Here is a 15,932-nt window from a genome sequence, read left to right as displayed (position 1 = left end):
CGCCGAGCCCTAATTTAAAGAACAACCCCGGCCGAGGATGGACATGAGCACTTTCGACCAGCGCGAAGATTCCTTCGAGAAACGCTTTGTCCATGAAGAGGAGCTGCAGTTTCGCGCAGAGGCGCGCCGCAACAAGCTGCTTGGCCTCTGGGCGGCGGAAAAGCTTGGCAAGTCCGGCGCAGAGGCGCAGGCCTACGCCGAGTCGCTCGTCGTGGCGGAAGTGAACGCCGACGCCGATGAACGCGTCGTGGCTCAGATCAAGAAGGATTTCGAAGCGGCTGGGGTGAACCAGTCCGAGCACCAGATCCGCCGCACCATGGACGAACTGCTGACTAAGGCTAAAGCGGAGATCAAGGCCGGCCAGTAGTCGCGCTTCTGGATTTATTCACTCTCGCGGGGGGATAGTCGCGCCTATGCGCGAATCCCCTCCCAGAGCGCCCCGAGCAAAGCCGCTTCCCGACGCGTCGTATTTTCTCGCGGCGACGGAGATCGCCGACGAAGCGGCCTCATGGCTGCGCTATCTTGCTGGCGAGCGCCGCGCTTCCCGGCACACGGTCGAGGCCTATGCCCGCGACCTTGCCGCCTTCCTGGCTTTTCTCACGGGTCATCTCGGGCGACGGCCCGACGCCGCGGCGCTCAAGTCTCTTCAAGCGGCTGATCTTCGGGCCTTTCTCGCCAAGCGTCGCCGCGACGGACTGGAGAGCCGCTCGCTGCTGCGGGCGCTCGCCGCCGTCCGTAACTTCCTGCGCCTGATCGAAAAGAAGGGCCTCGCCCGCACCGACGTGTTCGGCGCTGTGCGGCCGCCCAAGCGACCGCACAGCCTGCCCAAAGCGCTCGCCGTTCCCGACGCCCGCGACATCGTCGACCCGGAGCAGCGCGCCGGCGAGGCGCGCGAGCCCTGGGTCATCGCCCGCGACGCCGCCGTGCTGGCGCTGCTCTATGGCGCGGGGCTGCGGATTTCGGAGGCGCTTTCGATCGCAAGCGCCTCGGCGCCCGTCGGCGCCATCGACCGGGTGACGATCCTGGGGAAGGGCGGCAAGAGCCGGACCGTGCCGGTCATCGCGCCGGTCCGCGCGGCGATCGAGGCCTATCTCGCGCTCTGTCCCTATGATCTTGCCGGCGGTCCGCTCTTCGTCGGCGCGCGCGGCGGACCGCTCTCGCCGCGCATCGTTCAGCTTGCCGTTCAGCGGCTGCGCGGGGCGCTCGGCCTGCCCGAGACCGCGACCCCGCACGCCTTGCGCCATTCCTTCGCGACGCATCTTCTCGGCCGTGGCGGTGATCTGCGCACGATCCAGGAATTGCTCGGCCACGCCTCGCTGTCGACGACCCAGATCTATACGGCCGTCGACAAGGCGCGGCTCCTCGACGCCTATAAGTCGGCACATCCGCGCGCCGAGTGAGGCGCTTGCGAGGGGGGCATCTGAAAGGGAGCGAATGCTCAGACGAGCGCTGTTGATCATCGTCATGGCTGCAGGCGTCGCGACCGGCGCCGGGGCAGGGGCGGGCGACTGCGTCGAGGGCCCGTGCAAAGGCCTCTTCGAGGTCGGCCCTTACCAGCTTCAGTTCTTCGCGACCCAGGAGGGCGACGCCGAACGCGTCCACCGGCAGATCCCCGGTTTCGGTCCAACACGGTTGAATGTGGAATTTATCGGCGCCGGCGTCGGCGACGCGGACGCGCCTTCACAGGAACTGGAGGTCGAGGTCGCGCTCTATTGGGGCAAGAATGAGCTGAAGCCCCCGGAGCTTCTGAAGATCGAGACGTCACGGGGCCTGACGCCGGTCAGCTTCGATTACGACTTCGCCGAAGACGGCAAATATATCGTCACGGTCGCGGCAAAGAACTCGGGCGGCGCGACCTATCGCGGCCAACACATTTTCTTCGTCATCGCCTCCGCCGAGTCCGATTATCTCATCGCCGGCGCGACGTCTCTCTTCATTCTTGGTTTCGCGTTTCTTGTCTGGCGTCGCCGCCGGAAGCCGCTCACTCCACCGGCTCCACCGCGGTAATCTCGATGCCAAAACCCGAAAGGCCGACGAAGGCGCGAGGCTTTGCGGAGGAGGAGCGCAGCCTGATCGACGAGACGCCGAGGTCCTTCAGAATCTGCGCACCGAGGCCGACGTCGAGCCATTGCCGCTTGCGCGTCTCTTCGGCGTTTTCCTCCTGGCCGCGACCGACGATGTTCGCCGGCACGCCGGCGGCGCCGTCGCGCAGATAAACCAGCACGCCGCGCCCTTCGCGCGCGAATCGGGCGAGAGTCTTCTTGATCGTCGGCGCGCCGCACATCACGTCGGAGATGATGTCGGCGCGATGCAGGCGCGTCGGCACGTCGCGGCCGTCGCCGATCGCGCCGAGCACGAAGGCGAAATGCTGCACGCTGTCGAATGGCGTGACATAGGCGTGGCCGATCATCTCCCCGGCGTCGGTCTCGACGGGAAAAGTCGCGACGCGCTCGACGAGCTTTTCGCGCGCCTGCCGGAAGGCGATGAGATCGGAAACGGAAACGAGTTTGAGCTCATGCGATCGGGCGAATTCCTCGATCTGGCGGCCGGTCATCACCGTGCCGTCGTCATTGGCGAGTTCGCAAATGACGCCGACCGGCGGCAGGCCGGCGAGTTTGCAGAGATCGACGGCGGCTTCGGTATGTCCGGAGCGCATCAGCACCCCGCCGTCCTTGGCGATCAGCGGGAAGACATGGCCTGGCCGCACGAAATCGCTCGCGCCCATATTGCCGTTGGCGAGCGCGCGCACCGTATTGCAGCGCTGTTCGGCGGAGATGCCGGTGGTGAGCCCGTGGCGCGCGTCGACCGAGACCGTGAAGGCGGTCGCGAGCGGCGCGTCATTTTCGGCGACCATCGGCGCGAGATGCAGGCGGCGCGCCTCTTCGATCGTCAGCGGGGCGCAAACGATTCCGCTCGTGTGGCGGATGATGAAGGCCATTTTTTCCGACGTGCAGAGCGACGCGGCGATGACGAGATCGCCTTCGTTCTCGCGATCATCGTCATCGGTGACGACGACCATTTCGCCTCGAGCCACGGCCTCGATGGCTTCGGTGATGGAATGGGACAATGAGATCTCCGGAACGCGCCGCTTGCGGCGACTGCCTCGCCTATCTAGCCTTGGCGCGGCGAGGTTTCAAACGGCGGTTGAGACAGTTTTTGTTGGGGAATGTCATTCCCCGACGCGCGAAGCGCCTCGGGCCTCCAGGCTCGAGCGTTCCTGACGTTGCTCTGGATTTCCGGTCAGGCCTGCGGCCCGTCGGGAATGACAGTGCGGCAAGGCGAAGAAGAAGGGAGGCTTCATTGCTCGACGCCGAACTGAAGAAGCGCGTCTTGAGGGCTCTCTCGGCCGCGCTGGCGTTCTCCGCCGCGCCCGCGATCGCAGGCGCAAAGCCCTGCGCCGCGGTGGAAGAGGGCGGCGCAACCTACACGGTGTGCGATTTCGACGCGCGCAAGAGCGAGATCCGGCTGTTCCTGCGCGATGGAAAGGGCGAGACCTATGGCGACTTCTCGCGTCTCTCGAGCGAACTCGCCGGCAAGGGCGAGACGCTCGTCTTCGCGATGAACGCCGGCATGTATGCCGAAGACCGCGCGCCGGTCGGCCTCTATGTCGAGAACGGCCGCACGCTGAACGGCGCCAACACGCGTCCAGGTCCTGGCAATTTCCACATGAGGCCGAACGGCGTCTTCTGGATCGATGGGTCGCGCGCCGGCGTGACCGAGACCGCGCGCTTCTTGAAAAGCCGCCAGCGCGCGCAGTTCGCCACGCAATCAGGGCCGATGCTCGTCGTCGGCGGGCGCATGCATACGCGCATCCATGCGGACGGCGTTTCGCAGAAGTTCCGCAACGGCGTCTGCGTTCAGGATGGCCATATCGCGCGCTTCGCGATCTCCAACCAGCCGGTCACATTCTACGAATTCGCGCGACTGTTTCGCGATCGCCTGCGCTGCAAGGACGCGCTGTTTCTCGACGGCGGCTCGGCATCGGGACTCTATGCGCCGTCGCTCTCGCGACATGATCGCTTCCTGCCGGCGATGGGGCCGATCGTCGGCGTCGTCGAGAAGTCGGATCGCTAGCTCAGGCGCGTAAGCGCCGCATTGAGTTTCTCGATGCGCGCGGCGGTTTCTTCGCGGCGCTCGCGATGCTCTTCGATCACTTCTTCGTCGGCCTTGGCGAGGAAACCCTCATTGGCGAGTTTGGCGTCGAGCTTCTTCAGTTCGCCCTCGAGCTTGCCGATCTCTTTCGCCAGTCGCGCCCGTTCGGCGCCAAGGTCGATGACCCCTTCAAGCGGCATTGCGGCGACGCCGCCGCGCACGAGAAGCTGCGCGGAGGATTTCGGCGCGGCGTCGGCGAAACTGAGACGCGAGAGTCGCGCGAGTTTGCGGATCGTCTCGTCCCAGCGCGTCGCGCGCGCCTTGAGTGCGTCATCGGCGCCGACCAGCAGGAGTTCGGTCTCGCTCGTCAGATTCATCTCGGCGCGAAGCGAACGCACTTCGGAAATAAGGTCGACGACCCAGCCGATTTCGGCTTCGGCCTCGGCGTCCTCCAAACCTTCGAGCGACGGCCATGAAGCGAGCGCGAGCAGGCTCTCGCGCCTGGGGCCTTCCGAACCCTTGATCGCCCAGAGCTCCTCGGTGAGGAAGGGCATGAAGGGATGCAGCAGCGCGTAGATCTGATCGAGAACGAAGGCGGTCGTCGCGCGCGTCTCGTCCTTATCGGCGCCGTCCGCGCCTTGCAGCAGCGGCTTCGCGAGTTCGACATACCAGTCGCAGAAGACGCTCCAGACGAAGCGATACACGTTGTTCGCCGCGTCATTGAAGCGATAGGCGTCGATCGCCGCGCTCACGTCGGCGGTCGTGCGCGCCGCTTCGCCGACGATCCAGCGGTTCAGCGTGATCCTGTTGGCGCGCGGATCGTAACCGGCGGTACGCGCGCAGCCGTTGATCTCCGCGAAACGCGAAGCGTTCCAGAGCTTCGTCGCGAAATTGCGATACCCTTCGACGCGCTGCGTCGAGAGCTTGATGTCGCGTCCCTGCGCCGCCATCGCCGCGAGCGTGAAGCGCAGCGCATCGGCGCCATATTCGTCAATGAGATGCAGCGGGTCGATGACATTGCCCTTCGACTTCGACATCTTCGCGCCCTTCTCGTCGCGGACGAGCGCGTGGATATAGACATCGCGGAAGGGGACTTCGTCCATGAAGTGGAGGCCCATCATCATCATGCGGGCGACCCAGAAGAAGATGATGTCGAAGCCGGTGACGAGGGCGCTCGTCGGATAATAGCGCGCAAGCTCCGGCGTCTTCTCCGGCCAACCGAGAGTCGAGAACGGCCAGAGCGCCGAGGAAAACCAGGTGTCGAGAACGTCTTCGTCGCGCGTGAGCGTCACGCCGTCTCCGAGCTTGGCGCGCGCCGCGGCAAGCGCCGCCTCTTCGGTCTCTTCGACATAGGCGTTGCCGTCTTCGTCATACCAGGCCGGAATGCGGTGGCCCCACCAGAGCTGACGCGACACGCACCACGGCTGGATATTCTCCAGCCACTCGAAATAGGTCTTCTCCCAATTCTTGGGCACGAACGTCATGCGGCCGTCGCGCACGGCGGCGAGCGCCGGCTGCGCGAGAGTTTTGGCGTCGACATACCATTGGTCGGTGAGGCGCGGCTCGAGCACCGCGCCCGAGCGGTCGCCATGCGGCACCATGTGTTTGTGGTCGTCAACGCCGTCGAGGAGTTCGCGCTCCTCCATCATTTCGACGACGCGCTTCCTTGCCGCGAAGCGGTCGAGCCCATCGAGCGCGGAGACCGTCGCTGCAAGTTCGGGAGAGGGGTCGACGCCTTCGTGGAAATCAGCGTTGGCGGCGAGCGTCATCTGCGCCTGCGGGTCGAGCACATTGACGAGGCGCAAGCCGTGCCGCTTGCCGACCTCGAAATCGTTGAAGTCGTGCGCGGGCGTGATTTTCACCGCGCCGGTTCCCTTTTCGGGATCGGAATATTCATCGGCGACGATCGGAATCAGCCTGCCGACCAAGGGCAGACGCACGCGCTTGCCGACGAGCGCCTGATAGCGCTCGTCTTCCGGATGCACGGCGACCGCCGTATCGCCAAGCATGGTCTCTGGCCGCGTCGTCGCGACGACGATGAACGCGCCGGTCTCCTCGCCCGCGTCATCGACGATCGGATATTTGAAGCGCCACAGATGGCCCTTCACTTCCTGCTGCAGCACTTCGAGATCGGAGATCGCCGTGTGCAGCGCCGGGTCCCAATTGACGAGGCGCTTGTCCTTGTAGAGCAGGCCGTCGCGATAGAGCTGCACGAAGACTTTGACCACCGCGCGCGACAGGCCCTCATCGAGCGTGAAGCGTTCGCGCGACCAGTCGCAGCTGGCGCCGAGGCGCTTCAGCTGTTCGACGATCTTGCCGCCCGATTCCGCCTTCCATTCCCACACGCGCTCGACGAATTTTTCGCGGCCGAGCGTGCGGCGATGCTCCTGGCGCTCCATCAGCTGGCGCTCGACGACCATTTGCGTCGCGATGCCGGCATGATCGGTGCCGGGCTGCCACAGCACGTCGTCGCCCTTCATGCGGCGATAGCGAACCAGAATGTCCTGCAGCGTATTGTTGAGCGCATGGCCCATGTGCAGGCTGCCGGTCACGTTCGGCGGCGGGATGACGATGGAATAGGGGCTGGCGCCCACGCGTTCGGGCCGTCCGGCGCGAAAGGCTTGCGCCGCTTCCCACGCGTCGCGAATGCGCGATTCAATTGCGGCGGGATTGAAGGTTTTTTCCATGGTCATTGGGCGGGAGCCTTTTGGCCCCCACCCTGTCCCTCCCCCGCTTCGCGGGAGAGGGGACGCTAACGATCGGCGTTTCGTCGCACGTCAGTGAAGGCTCGAATCTACTCCCTCTCCCGCGAAGCGGGGGAGGGTTGGGGAGGGGGTTACGACAGCGCCTTGAGCGCGCCCTTGCCGGCGTAGATCGCCGCGTCGCCCAGCTCCTCCTCGATGCGGATGAGCTGGTTGTATTTGGCGGTGCGGTCGGAGCGGGCGAGCGAGCCGGTCTTGATCTGGCCGCTGTTCGTCGCGACGACGAGATCGGCGATCGTCGAATCCTCGGTCTCGCCCGAGCGGTGCGAGAAGACCGTCGTGTAGCCGGCGCGATGGGCGGTTTCGACCGAGGCGAGCGTCTCGGTCAGCGTGCCGATCTGATTGACCTTCACCAGCAGCGAGTTGGCGACGCCCTTCTTGATGCCCTCATTGAGGCGCACGACGTTGGTGACGAAGAGATCGTCGCCGACGAGCTGAACCTTATCGCCGATCGCGTCGGTGAGCTTCTTCCAGCCCTCCCAATCGTCCTCGGCCATGCCGTCCTCGATCGACACGATCGGATAGGCGCCCGCGAGCTTGGCGAGATAGTCGACCTGTTCGTCGATCGAGCGCGTCACGCCCTCGCCCTCGTAGACATATTTGCCGCCCTTGAAGAATTCCGTCGCGGCGCAGTCGGAGGCGAGATGGACGTCGACCCCCGGCTTGAAGCCGGCGGTTTCGATCGCCTTCATGATGAAGTCGAGCGCCGCTTCCGCGGACGGAAGGTTGGGCGCGAAGCCGCCCTCGTCGCCGACCGAAGTGCTGAGTCCCGCCTTCTTCAGCGCCGCCTTGAGCGTGTGGAAGATCTCGGCGCCCCAGCGGATGGCGTCGCGCACATTCGGCGCGCCGGTCGGCATGATCATGAATTCCTGGAAGTCGATGGGGTTGTCGGCATGCACGCCGCCGTTGACGATATTCATCATCGGGGTCGGCAGGACCCGCGCCTGCACGCCGCCCACATAGCGATAGAGGGGAAGGGCCGAGGCTTCGGCCGCCGCCTTGGCGACCGCGAGCGAAACGCCGAGAATGGCGTTGGCGCCGAGCCGCGCCTTATTCGGCGTGCCGTCGAGCTTGATCATCGCCTCGTCGACGGCGACCTGGTCTTCCGCCTCGAAGCCGAGCAGCGCCCCGGCGATCTCGTCATTGACGTTGTCGACCGCCGCGAGCACGCCCTTGCCGAGATAGCGCGACTTGTCGCCGTCGCGCTTCTCCGCCGCCTCATGCGCGCCGGTCGAGGCGCCGGACGGCACCGCCGCGCGTCCCGAAGATCCGTCTTCCAGGGTGACGTCGACCTCGACGGTCGGATTGCCGCGGGAATCCAGGATTTCGCGGGCGTGGATGTCGACGATCTCGGTCATTGGTGCCTCTTGATGATGCGGCGCGGGCGGGCGCGACTTCTTAGACCCATTGCGGCGTCCGGAAAAGCCTCAGCCGTAAAAAGCTTGTCCATTCGCCACATGGTTTTGCGGGACCTGTGGTGCGTCGCAGCGACGGCAGCCTGCGAATTCCGTTGACGGGCGCGTGCCCCTCCCTATCCTTGAGCTTCATCAATGGAGCGGGCGTTCGCCGCCAAGCGCGACCGGGCCGGCGGGAGGATCGATGGCCTTCATCAATGCGTTTGCGCGCGGCGTCGTCTTTTTCAGCCTATGTCTCGCGATATGCCTTCCGGGCGGCGCGTCGGCGCAGTCGCCGGAGCACATCGCCGCGGCCAAGGCGGCCCTGGAGAAATCCCCCGTCCACGGCAATTGCGCGCCCGTGCAGGAGGACTTCCTCGGCTGGCCGGCTAATCTCGTGCAGAGATGCGAATATCAGCACGAGGACATGCCGGGCCTCGCCTATGTGCTCGACGTGAAGCCGGAAACTCTGGCGCGCTGGGTCGAAACCGGATGCAGCGCGCTCATGGCGGGCGCCGGCCACTGCTTCGATCGGACCCTGAAATGCGCGCTCGACAGCACCGGCGCCGTCTTTGTCGTTGGCGGCAATCTGATAACGTCGCGTAAGGGCGCGAAACAGAACCGCTTTTATCGCAACGGCGTCGCCATCGTCGCGCCGAACAGCGGAGCGCCGGGCGTCGTGCCGATCGCCGAACAGGAGACGATCTCGCATATGCCGGAGAAGGACGTCACGGCGATGCTCGACCGCGGCGGCGTCGCCTTCTGGAACACCATGCCTTATCAATTCGCCGTGAAGGCCATTGATCTTGGCGTGCCGGCGGAGATGAACACGCCCGACAGGCGCGAGAAGTGGCTGGAAATCGTGCGCGTCGAGATGTTGAAGGCCCTGGAGAGCCCCGAGAATCGCTTTCTCTCGGGCTGGATGTCGGCGCATCCGATCACCTTGCGCGCGGGCGAATGTCCCGACTCGCGCGACCCGTGAGCCGTTTTGTCGCTTGACGCGGCGGCGATCGCGCCTTTGTTACGCGCATGACCAAAACGCATAAGGGTGGCGCGCTGCTTGGCCGACACGCGGCCATGCCCGCGTCGCCGGACGAGGCGGAACTCGACCTCGTGCCGAACCCGCACAAGGACGCAGCCTATCTCGTGCGCTTCACGGCGCCCGAATTCACCTCGCTCTGCCCGGTGACCGGACAGCCCGACTTCGCGCATATCGTCATCGACTATGTGCCCGGCGAATGGCTAGTCGAATCAAAGGCGCTGAAGCTTTATCTCGGCAGCTTCCGAAATCACGGGGCTTTTCACGAGGACTGCACACTGCGAATCGGACGCGACCTCGTTGCGGCGATGTCGCCCAAATGGCTGCGCATTGGCGGCTATTGGTATCCTCGCGGCGGCATGCCCATCGACGTCTTTTGGCAGACCGGCGCGCCGCCAGAAGGGCTGTGGCTACCCGACCAGGGCGTGCCCTCCTATCGCGGGCGAGGCTAGCGCCGCGGGCGATACGCCATCCCGACGGCGCCGGGATAGACCTTCGTTTGGCCCTGGCTTCGATAAATGAGCATCGAGATGAGCCAGCTCGCGATCAGGATCGCGGCGATCGCGAATCCGAAGCTGGCGAGATTGTCGTTCAGACGTTGAACGATTCGCCAAAGGCCGCCTTCAAAGCCGAGCTTGTCGCCGATCAGGCCGAGCGCCTCCACGCCGCCAATGAAGATGGCGACGATGACCGACATCGCGGTCATGACCAGATTGTACCAGAGTTTTCTCAGCGGATCGTCGAAAGCCCAACCATAGGCGCGCGTCATCACGATGCTGTCGGTCGTGTCCATCAGCGTCATGCCGGCGGTGAACAAGGCCGGAAACACCAGTATCGTGGAAAATGACAGGCCTTGCGCGGCCTGCGTCGCCGATATGCCGAGCAGGCCGATCTCCGTCGCGGTGTCGAAGCCCAGGCCGAACAGAAACCCCACCACATACATGTGCCAGGACCGCGAAACGAAGCGAAACAGAGGCCGGAAGACCCGGGCCAGCAGGCCGCGCCCATTGAGCAGCCGGTCGAGATCCTTTTCGTGGACCTGCTCGCCGAGTCGCGCGCGATTGTAAGCCGACCAGACGCCCCGGAGCAGGAGGAGGTTGGCGAGGCCGATGACGAGGAGGAACGACGCAGAGGCCATCGTGCCGACGGCGCTGCTCAGCGTCTGAAATTCATGCCCGCCGCCCTGCATCGCCGCGGCCGTCGCAGCCATTGCGACCGAGGCGAGCGTGACGAACATGGAGTGGCCGAGAGAGAAGAAAAATCCGACGGAGAACGGCGTCTTGCCGTCCTGCATCAGTTTCCGGACGACATTGTCGATGGCGGCGATGTGATCGGCGTCGAAGGCGTGGCGAAGGCCGAGCACAAAGGCGAGAATGGCGGCGCCCATCAGACCGGGTCTATCGGAGAAGGCTATCCACGCCCAGGTCCAGGCGATGACATTGGCCGCAAGCACGAGCACATAGGTCGCCGTGGCCTTGGCTGTGAAGTTCTCGCCTTCGTCATCGAAAGGATTGAGCGCCATGACCCCGCCCGGCTGAGCAATACAGACTTTTAACCGTAATCGCTTAATTATGGAAGTTCATACTCGCGCCACAGGGCAACGCCCCCTTGACTGAGTGGCTACAGGTAGCCACTATTAGCTCATGACAATCGTCTCAATAAAAGAAGCGAAAAATCGCCTGACCGAACTCGCTCGACAGGTGGAGAAAGGCGCGACGGTCGTCGTGACGCGGAACGGGAAACCGGTGTTCGACCTGGTTCCGCATCGGCCAAAGCGCGGTTTGCGGCTCGAAGCCGTCGACGAATTCAAGCAGCGACATGGCTTAAAGACGATCGTTACATACGTCGCCGAGGACTTTGACGCTCCGTTGCCGGAAGATTTCCTGCTGCACCCTCTGCCCGATGACGCATGAGACTGCTGCTCGACACACATATTCTGTTGGCGCTGCTTGAAAAGCGCACCGCCGACTTCGGATCGCATGTGCAGTTTCTGCTGAAGAATGAAGATGCGGAATTCGTCGTCAGCGTCGCGAGTCTTTGGGAGATCGCCGTCAAGTGGCGGCTGGGAAAGCTAGCTCTCGCCATAGGTCTCGAAGCCCTTCCAGAACTGCTGGAAGCCATGCGTATGGAGATACTCTCGATCAATGCGCAACACGCGCTCGCAGCGGTCGAACCCGAGCCACGCACGCGCGACCCGTTTGACCGGCTGTTGCTGGCGCAATGCAAGATCGAGGCGCTGCGCCTGGTGACCGTCGATCGCGCGCTTCTCGATCATCCTTTGGCCGCGCGAAGCGACTAGCGGATCTTATTCGCCAGCCGGTCTCGTTGGGGCGAGATCGTCCCCTGGCGTCTGTTTCGATAGGATGCGCGATCAGCGGAAATGTTGAGTGACGACATGCTGTCGGAAGAAAACATCGCCGAGTGGCGGCTTTGCGCGCCATCGCTCCGGGAAGCTGAGTTCTCCGACGGCGAAACGCTATACCGCCAGGGCGAGGAGCCGGGCTATCTCTATTGTTTGATGCGGGGCGTCGTCCGGCTTTCTCATGTCGCCGAAAGCGGCGCGCAGATCACGCTTGCGATCGCCGGGAGGGGCGATCTCTTCGGGCGCGTTTCGCCGGGAAGACCGTCGGCGCACGCGGCAAGCGCCATCGGGGAAGCGCGCGTCCTGATGTTCGCCCCTTCGGACGTGGCCTGTCTCCTCGCGAAAAGCGCGTCGTTCTCGAGCTTCCTCAGCGCTGGACTAGAGGCGTCGCGGGAACGGGCCGAGCGCAGGCTGATCGATCGCCAGACCAAGGCGGTCGCCGTGCGGCTCATCGAGACGCTGGGAGAGCTGGCGCTCGCCTTTGGCGCGCCCTGTCCGCATGGCTATTCGCTCGAGATCAGGCTGACGCAGCAGGACATCGCCGATCTCGTCCATGCGAGCCGTCCCGTCGTCGCCCGGATGATGAACGCCTTGAGACGGAAAGGGGCGCTCGACTATCGGCGAGACCTCATCTGCGTCAACGAGGTTGCGCTGCGATCCCTTGCGAAAGAAAAGTCCGCCGATCTGTAATCAAGATGACAGACCGTCTCCGCACTTCGCGCTAGCGAGGGCGAGCGGCCGATCCGGCCGCCAGCGAGGAGTAGCGACGATGACATTCATTGCGCCGCGACTGCATGGTTATCTCGATTATCTGACGGTTTTGATCTTCCTCGCCGCGCCAGCCGTGCTTGGTTTCGGCGGCGCGCCGGCGATGCTGGCGTGGCTGCTTGCGGGCGTGCACTTGGCGATGACGCTCGTGACGAGATTTCCGCTCGGAGTCTTTCGGCGGCTGGCTTTCGCGCTTCATGGCTGGGTTGAAAGGATCGTCGGCCCGGCGCTCATCGCCATCGCTTTTCTTCCCGATATCTTCAGCGTCAAGCCGGCGTTCGCGTTTTTCGCGGGAATGGGTGTTGTGATCATCGTGGTCGGCTGGCTCACGGATTACGCGGAGTCCGGCTGATCAGCTGGCGCGACCGCCATTCCCGGCGCTTTTCTTCAAGCGAAGCGAAGGGATGCAGAGCAATCGTTTGTCTCGTGTTGCGACTTCTGGTTCCCCGATCAGGCCTTCGGCCTGTCGGGAATGATGGCGTCCATTGGTCTTTTAGACCGCGCCTTCGCCAGCCGATCGAACGCCATCAATTCTTCGACCAACGCCCCAAGCTCGGCGAGCGGGACTTGCGTCGCGCGGTCGGAAATCGCCGCGTCTGGATCAGGGTGCGTCTCGATGAAAAGCGCTGCGACGCCGACGGCGGCCGCGGCGCGGGCGAGGGTCGCGACGAAACGTCGATCGCCGCCCGATGACGCGCCATGCCCGCCCGGCTGTTGCACGGCGTGCGTGGCGTCGAAAACGACGGGCGCGCCGGTCTCCCTCAAAATCGGCAGCGCGCGCATGTCGGCGACGAGCGCGTTATAGCCGAAGCTCGTTCCCCGCTCGGTGACGAGGACGCCGGCGGCGCCCGCGTCGCGCGCCTTATTGACGGCGTGGACCATGTCCCAGGGCGCGAGAAACTGCCCCTTCTTGATATTGACGGGACGTCCGGTTTTCGCCGCGGCGACGATGAGATCGGTCTGCCGGCAGAGGAAGGCGGGGATCTGCAGAAGGTCGACGACTTCTGCGACGCGCGCGCATTGCCAGGGCTCATGCACGTCGGTCGTCACCGGCAGTCCGGTCTCTTTCTTGATTGCGGCGAAGATCGGCAGAGCGGCGTCGAGGCCGACGCCGCGCGCCGCTTGGCCGCTCGTGCGGTTCGCCTTGTCGAAGGACGCCTTGAACACGACGCCGATGTTGAGCCGCTCGCCGATGCCGGCGAGTTCTACCGCGATGTGAAGCGCCACGTCTGCGCTTTCGAGCGCACAAGGGCCGGCGATCAGCGTCAATGGCAGATCGTCGCCGATTTCGACGCGCCGCGCGCCATGTCCGATGAGCACTCTCGTCACGGCGCCTTGTCTCACGTTTTAACGAGCCGCGCGACTTCTGCGCGTAGCGCGGGCAAGACCTCGGCTTCGAACCAGGGATTGCGCTTCAGCCAACCGATGTTGCGCCAGGACGGGTGGGGGATGGGGAAGATCAGCGGCGAGGCGTTCTGGAATTCGCGCCAGCGACCGACGATCTCCGAAACGCTCGCGCCTCTCGGCACCGTCCGGCCGAGCCGCTCGAAATGATAGTCCTGCGCATATCTGCCGATCGCGATAATCGTTTCGATCTGCGGCAGCGCGGCGAACAGCGCGTCGTGCCAGCGCGGCCGGCATTCGCGGCGCGGCGGCAGGTCGCCCCCGGCGGCGTCGTAACCTGGAAAGCAGAAACCCATCGGCACGATGGCGATGCGCGAGACGTCGTAGAAGGTCTCACGATCCAGGCCCATCCAATCGCGCAGCCGATCGCCGGAAGGGTCGTTGAAGGGAACGCCGGTCTGGTTGACGAGATTGCCGGGCGCCTGGCTCGCGAGGAGCAGCCGCGCGGTGGACGAGACGCGCAGCACGGGCCGCGGCTCATGCGGCAGCATCGCGCCCTCTGGCGTCTCCGCGCAAAAGCGACAGGCGCGGATGCGCGCCGTGATCTCTTGCAGCTTTCTGCTCGACGCTCGCTGCGACATTTATGGGATGATGCTTGGTCGCGCCGAGACTTCCGCCCGCCAACGGGAGAGATTCGGCAGATCGTCAGGGATCTCGACCCGGGCGAGCTTCGTCAGATCCATGGCGACGATGGCGGTGATGTCGGCGATGGTGAAATCGTCGGAGGCGATGAATCGACGCGAGACGAGTTCCCTATCGAGGAAACGCATCATCTGCTGCGCGCGCGGCCGCTGATGTTCGGCCAGTTGCGGCAGCTGCGGCGATTCGAGCCGCGCCAGCGCCGGATGGCTGTGACGGAAGGCAAGCGCCACCGGCGTGAACAGGCGCAATTCCACGCGGCGTTGCCACATCTCGACAAAGGCCTGTTCGCGCCCGTTCCGGCCAAACAGCGGCGGTTCGGGGTGGAGCGATTCGATGTAGCGGCAGATGGCGACCGACTCGGTGAGCGTCGCGCCGTCGTCGAGAACGAGCGCCGGAACCTCCTCCAGCGCATTGACCGCCGCATAGGACCCCTCTTTGTGCTCATGCGTCATGAGGTTGACGTCGCGAATGGGGATCGCGACGTTCTTCTCAGCCAGGAAAATGCGGACCCGCCGGGGATTGGGCGCCAGCGGCGTATTATAGAGCAGCATCTCCGCCTCGGTTTCGGCTCGAATATGGGTGGACGGGTCGCGATTGGTGAGGGCGCCGTCAAACTTTCAACAGGCGTCGCCCGCCGCCCGGCTCGCAGTTTCGCAGCCGTAGCGTAAGTTAGGCCCGATGACGAACGACCTCCCGACGAACGACCTCCCGACTCCCTCCGCCGCGCTCGTGCTCTTTTCGGGGGGACAGGATTCAACGACCTGTCTCGCCTGGGCGCTGTCGCGCTTCGAGCGCGTGGAGACGGTCGGATTCGATTACGGCCAGCGCCACCTGGTCGAGCTTTCGCGCCGGGCCGGCTTGCGCGAGGGGCTTGCGCGGCTTTCGCCGACCTGGGCCGAGCGGCTCGGCGAAGACAGCACGGTTTCCATCGAAGCGCTCGGCGCCATATCCGAGACCGCGCTGACCCGCAACGCCGAGATCGCCTTCGCCGCCGATGGGCTGCCCAATACTTTCGTTCCGGGGCGCAATCTGCTGTTTCTGACCTTCGCCGCGGCGCTCGCCTATCGTCGCGGGATCGCCGAGCTGGTCGGCGGCATGTGCGAGACTGACTATTCCGGCTATCCCGACTGCCGCGACCAGACGATCCGCGCGATGGCGCAGGCGCTCAGTCTCGGCATGGACCGCAGCATCACGATCCATACGCCGCTGATGTGGATCGACAAGGCGGACACTTGGCGGCTGGCGGAATCGCTCGGCGGCGAACCGCTGGTGCGGCTCATCGTCGAGGAAACCCACACCTGCTATCTCGGCGACAGGGGCCACCGTTTCGACTGGGGCTATGGCTGCGGCGAATGCCCCGCCTGCAAGCTGCGGGCGCACGGCTGGGAGAAGTATCGCGCGGAAAAGGCTCGCGCGACCGTCTGAGACCTTCGTAGTTCCGGAGATCCCGGTGTGGCGCAGCCGCCACA

At 64.7% G+C, this 15,932-nt stretch carries 18 protein-coding genes; 11 read left to right on the top strand and 7 right to left on the bottom strand.

The features are described 5' to 3' along the window. The first annotated feature begins 43 nt into the window (after positions 1–43). From AC0X69_RS05770 to AC0X69_RS05760, 3 genes are read left to right on the top strand one after another with little or no spacing between them, the layout of a single operon-like run. The gene (locus AC0X69_RS05770) at positions 44–367 is read left to right on the top strand and encodes a DUF1476 domain-containing protein (protein WP_482612164.1); all 324 of its coding nucleotides are present in this window, start codon (positions 44–46) and stop codon (positions 365–367) included. 46 nt (positions 368–413) lie between these two features. Beyond that, positions 414–1,400, top strand: a complete 987-nt coding sequence (locus AC0X69_RS05765; RefSeq protein WP_482612162.1) for a tyrosine recombinase XerC — start codon at positions 414–416, stop codon at positions 1,398–1,400. Positions 1,401–1,434: 34 nt separating this feature from the next. Next, positions 1,435–2,007 carry a hypothetical protein gene (locus tag AC0X69_RS05760; RefSeq protein ID WP_482612160.1) on the top strand — a complete coding sequence of 191 codons (573 nt, stop codon included), beginning with the start codon at positions 1,435–1,437 and terminating at the stop codon, positions 2,005–2,007. On the opposite strand, the gene ribB is transcribed toward AC0X69_RS05760, so the two are convergent. Continuing rightward, the gene (ribB, locus tag AC0X69_RS05755) at positions 1,982–3,067 is read right to left on the bottom strand and encodes a 3,4-dihydroxy-2-butanone-4-phosphate synthase (protein WP_482612158.1); all 1,086 of its coding nucleotides are present in this window, start codon (positions 3,065–3,067) and stop codon (positions 1,982–1,984) included. The genes AC0X69_RS05760 and ribB overlap by 26 nt on opposite strands. Positions 3,068–3,300: 233 nt before the next feature. Here ribB and AC0X69_RS05750 point away from each other — a divergent pair, with 233 nt between their 5' ends. Next, a complete protein-coding gene (locus tag AC0X69_RS05750; protein WP_482612156.1) occupies positions 3,301–4,074 on the top strand; it encodes a phosphodiester glycosidase family protein in 774 nt (257 codons plus the stop codon). On the opposite strand, the gene AC0X69_RS05745 is transcribed toward AC0X69_RS05750, so the two are convergent. Continuing rightward, positions 4,071–6,779 (bottom strand): valine--tRNA ligase, encoded by a 2,709-nt coding sequence (locus tag AC0X69_RS05745; protein ID WP_482613315.1) that lies wholly within the window; start codon positions 6,777–6,779, stop codon positions 4,071–4,073. The two genes, AC0X69_RS05750 and AC0X69_RS05745, sit on opposite strands and share 4 nt — an antisense overlap. 149 nt (positions 6,780–6,928) lie before the next feature. Next, positions 6,929–8,212 carry a phosphopyruvate hydratase gene (gene eno / locus AC0X69_RS05740; protein ID WP_482612154.1) on the bottom strand — a complete coding sequence of 428 codons (1,284 nt, stop codon included), beginning with the start codon at positions 8,210–8,212 and terminating at the stop codon, positions 6,929–6,931. Positions 8,213–8,453: 241 nt separating this feature from the next. Here eno and AC0X69_RS05735 point away from each other — a divergent pair, with 241 nt between their 5' ends. Continuing rightward, positions 8,454–9,230, top strand: coding sequence for a hypothetical protein (locus AC0X69_RS05735; RefSeq protein ID WP_482612152.1), 777 nt, complete (start codon positions 8,454–8,456; stop codon positions 9,228–9,230). A gap of 47 nt (positions 9,231–9,277) precedes the next feature. After that, positions 9,278–9,739, top strand: coding sequence for a preQ(1) synthase (gene queF, locus AC0X69_RS05730; protein ID WP_482612150.1), 462 nt, complete (start codon positions 9,278–9,280; stop codon positions 9,737–9,739). Here the strand turns inward: queF and AC0X69_RS05725 are convergent. Further along, positions 9,736–10,809: a HoxN/HupN/NixA family nickel/cobalt transporter gene (locus AC0X69_RS05725; protein ID WP_482612148.1), complete on the bottom strand. Its 1,074-nt coding sequence runs from the start codon at positions 10,807–10,809 to the stop codon at positions 9,736–9,738. The two genes, queF and AC0X69_RS05725, sit on opposite strands and share 4 nt — an antisense overlap. 121 nt (positions 10,810–10,930) lie before the next feature. Here AC0X69_RS05725 and AC0X69_RS05720 point away from each other — a divergent pair, with 121 nt between their 5' ends. The 4 genes from AC0X69_RS05720 to AC0X69_RS05705 all read left to right on the top strand — a co-directional run bounded on the left by AC0X69_RS05720 (position 10,931) and on the right by AC0X69_RS05705 (position 12,769). Beyond that, positions 10,931–11,200: a type II toxin-antitoxin system Phd/YefM family antitoxin gene (locus tag AC0X69_RS05720; protein ID WP_482612146.1), complete on the top strand. Its 270-nt coding sequence runs from the start codon at positions 10,931–10,933 to the stop codon at positions 11,198–11,200. Continuing rightward, entirely contained in the window at positions 11,197–11,586 is a 390-nt protein-coding gene (locus AC0X69_RS05715) for a type II toxin-antitoxin system VapC family toxin (RefSeq protein ID WP_482612144.1), read from the top strand. Before AC0X69_RS05720 ends, AC0X69_RS05715 begins: the two co-directional genes overlap by 4 nt. A gap of 96 nt (positions 11,587–11,682) precedes the next feature. After that, positions 11,683–12,339, top strand: a complete 657-nt coding sequence (locus tag AC0X69_RS05710; RefSeq protein WP_482612142.1) for a Crp/Fnr family transcriptional regulator — start codon at positions 11,683–11,685, stop codon at positions 12,337–12,339. Positions 12,340–12,418: 79 nt separating this feature from the next. Further along, on the top strand, positions 12,419–12,769 hold the full coding sequence (locus tag AC0X69_RS05705; RefSeq protein WP_482612140.1) for a hypothetical protein: 351 nt from the start codon (positions 12,419–12,421) through the stop codon (positions 12,767–12,769). A 98-nt stretch (positions 12,770–12,867) separates the two neighbouring features. On the opposite strand, the gene kdsA is transcribed toward AC0X69_RS05705, so the two are convergent. The 3 genes from kdsA to AC0X69_RS05690 are packed head-to-tail and all read right to left on the bottom strand — an operon-like array spanning position 12,868 to position 15,014. Further along, complete coding sequence (gene kdsA / locus AC0X69_RS05700; RefSeq protein ID WP_482612138.1) at positions 12,868–13,746, bottom strand: 3-deoxy-8-phosphooctulonate synthase; 879 nt, start codon at positions 13,744–13,746, stop codon at positions 12,868–12,870. 11 nt (positions 13,747–13,757) lie between these two features. After that, a complete protein-coding gene (locus AC0X69_RS05695; RefSeq protein ID WP_482612137.1) occupies positions 13,758–14,402 on the bottom strand; it encodes a uracil-DNA glycosylase family protein in 645 nt (214 codons plus the stop codon). Beyond that, positions 14,403–15,014, bottom strand: coding sequence for a glutathione S-transferase family protein (locus AC0X69_RS05690; RefSeq protein ID WP_482612135.1), 612 nt, complete (start codon positions 15,012–15,014; stop codon positions 14,403–14,405). Between the two features lie 127 nt (positions 15,015–15,141). Here AC0X69_RS05690 and queC point away from each other — a divergent pair, with 127 nt between their 5' ends. Then, positions 15,142–15,888: a 7-cyano-7-deazaguanine synthase QueC gene (gene queC / locus AC0X69_RS05685; protein WP_482612133.1), complete on the top strand. Its 747-nt coding sequence runs from the start codon at positions 15,142–15,144 to the stop codon at positions 15,886–15,888. Positions 15,889–15,932: the final 44 nt, after the last annotated feature.

The sequence above is a fragment of the Methylocystis sp. Uni0008 genome (assembly GCF_056838045.1).
This window is presented reverse-complemented; position numbering and strand designations above follow the sequence as displayed.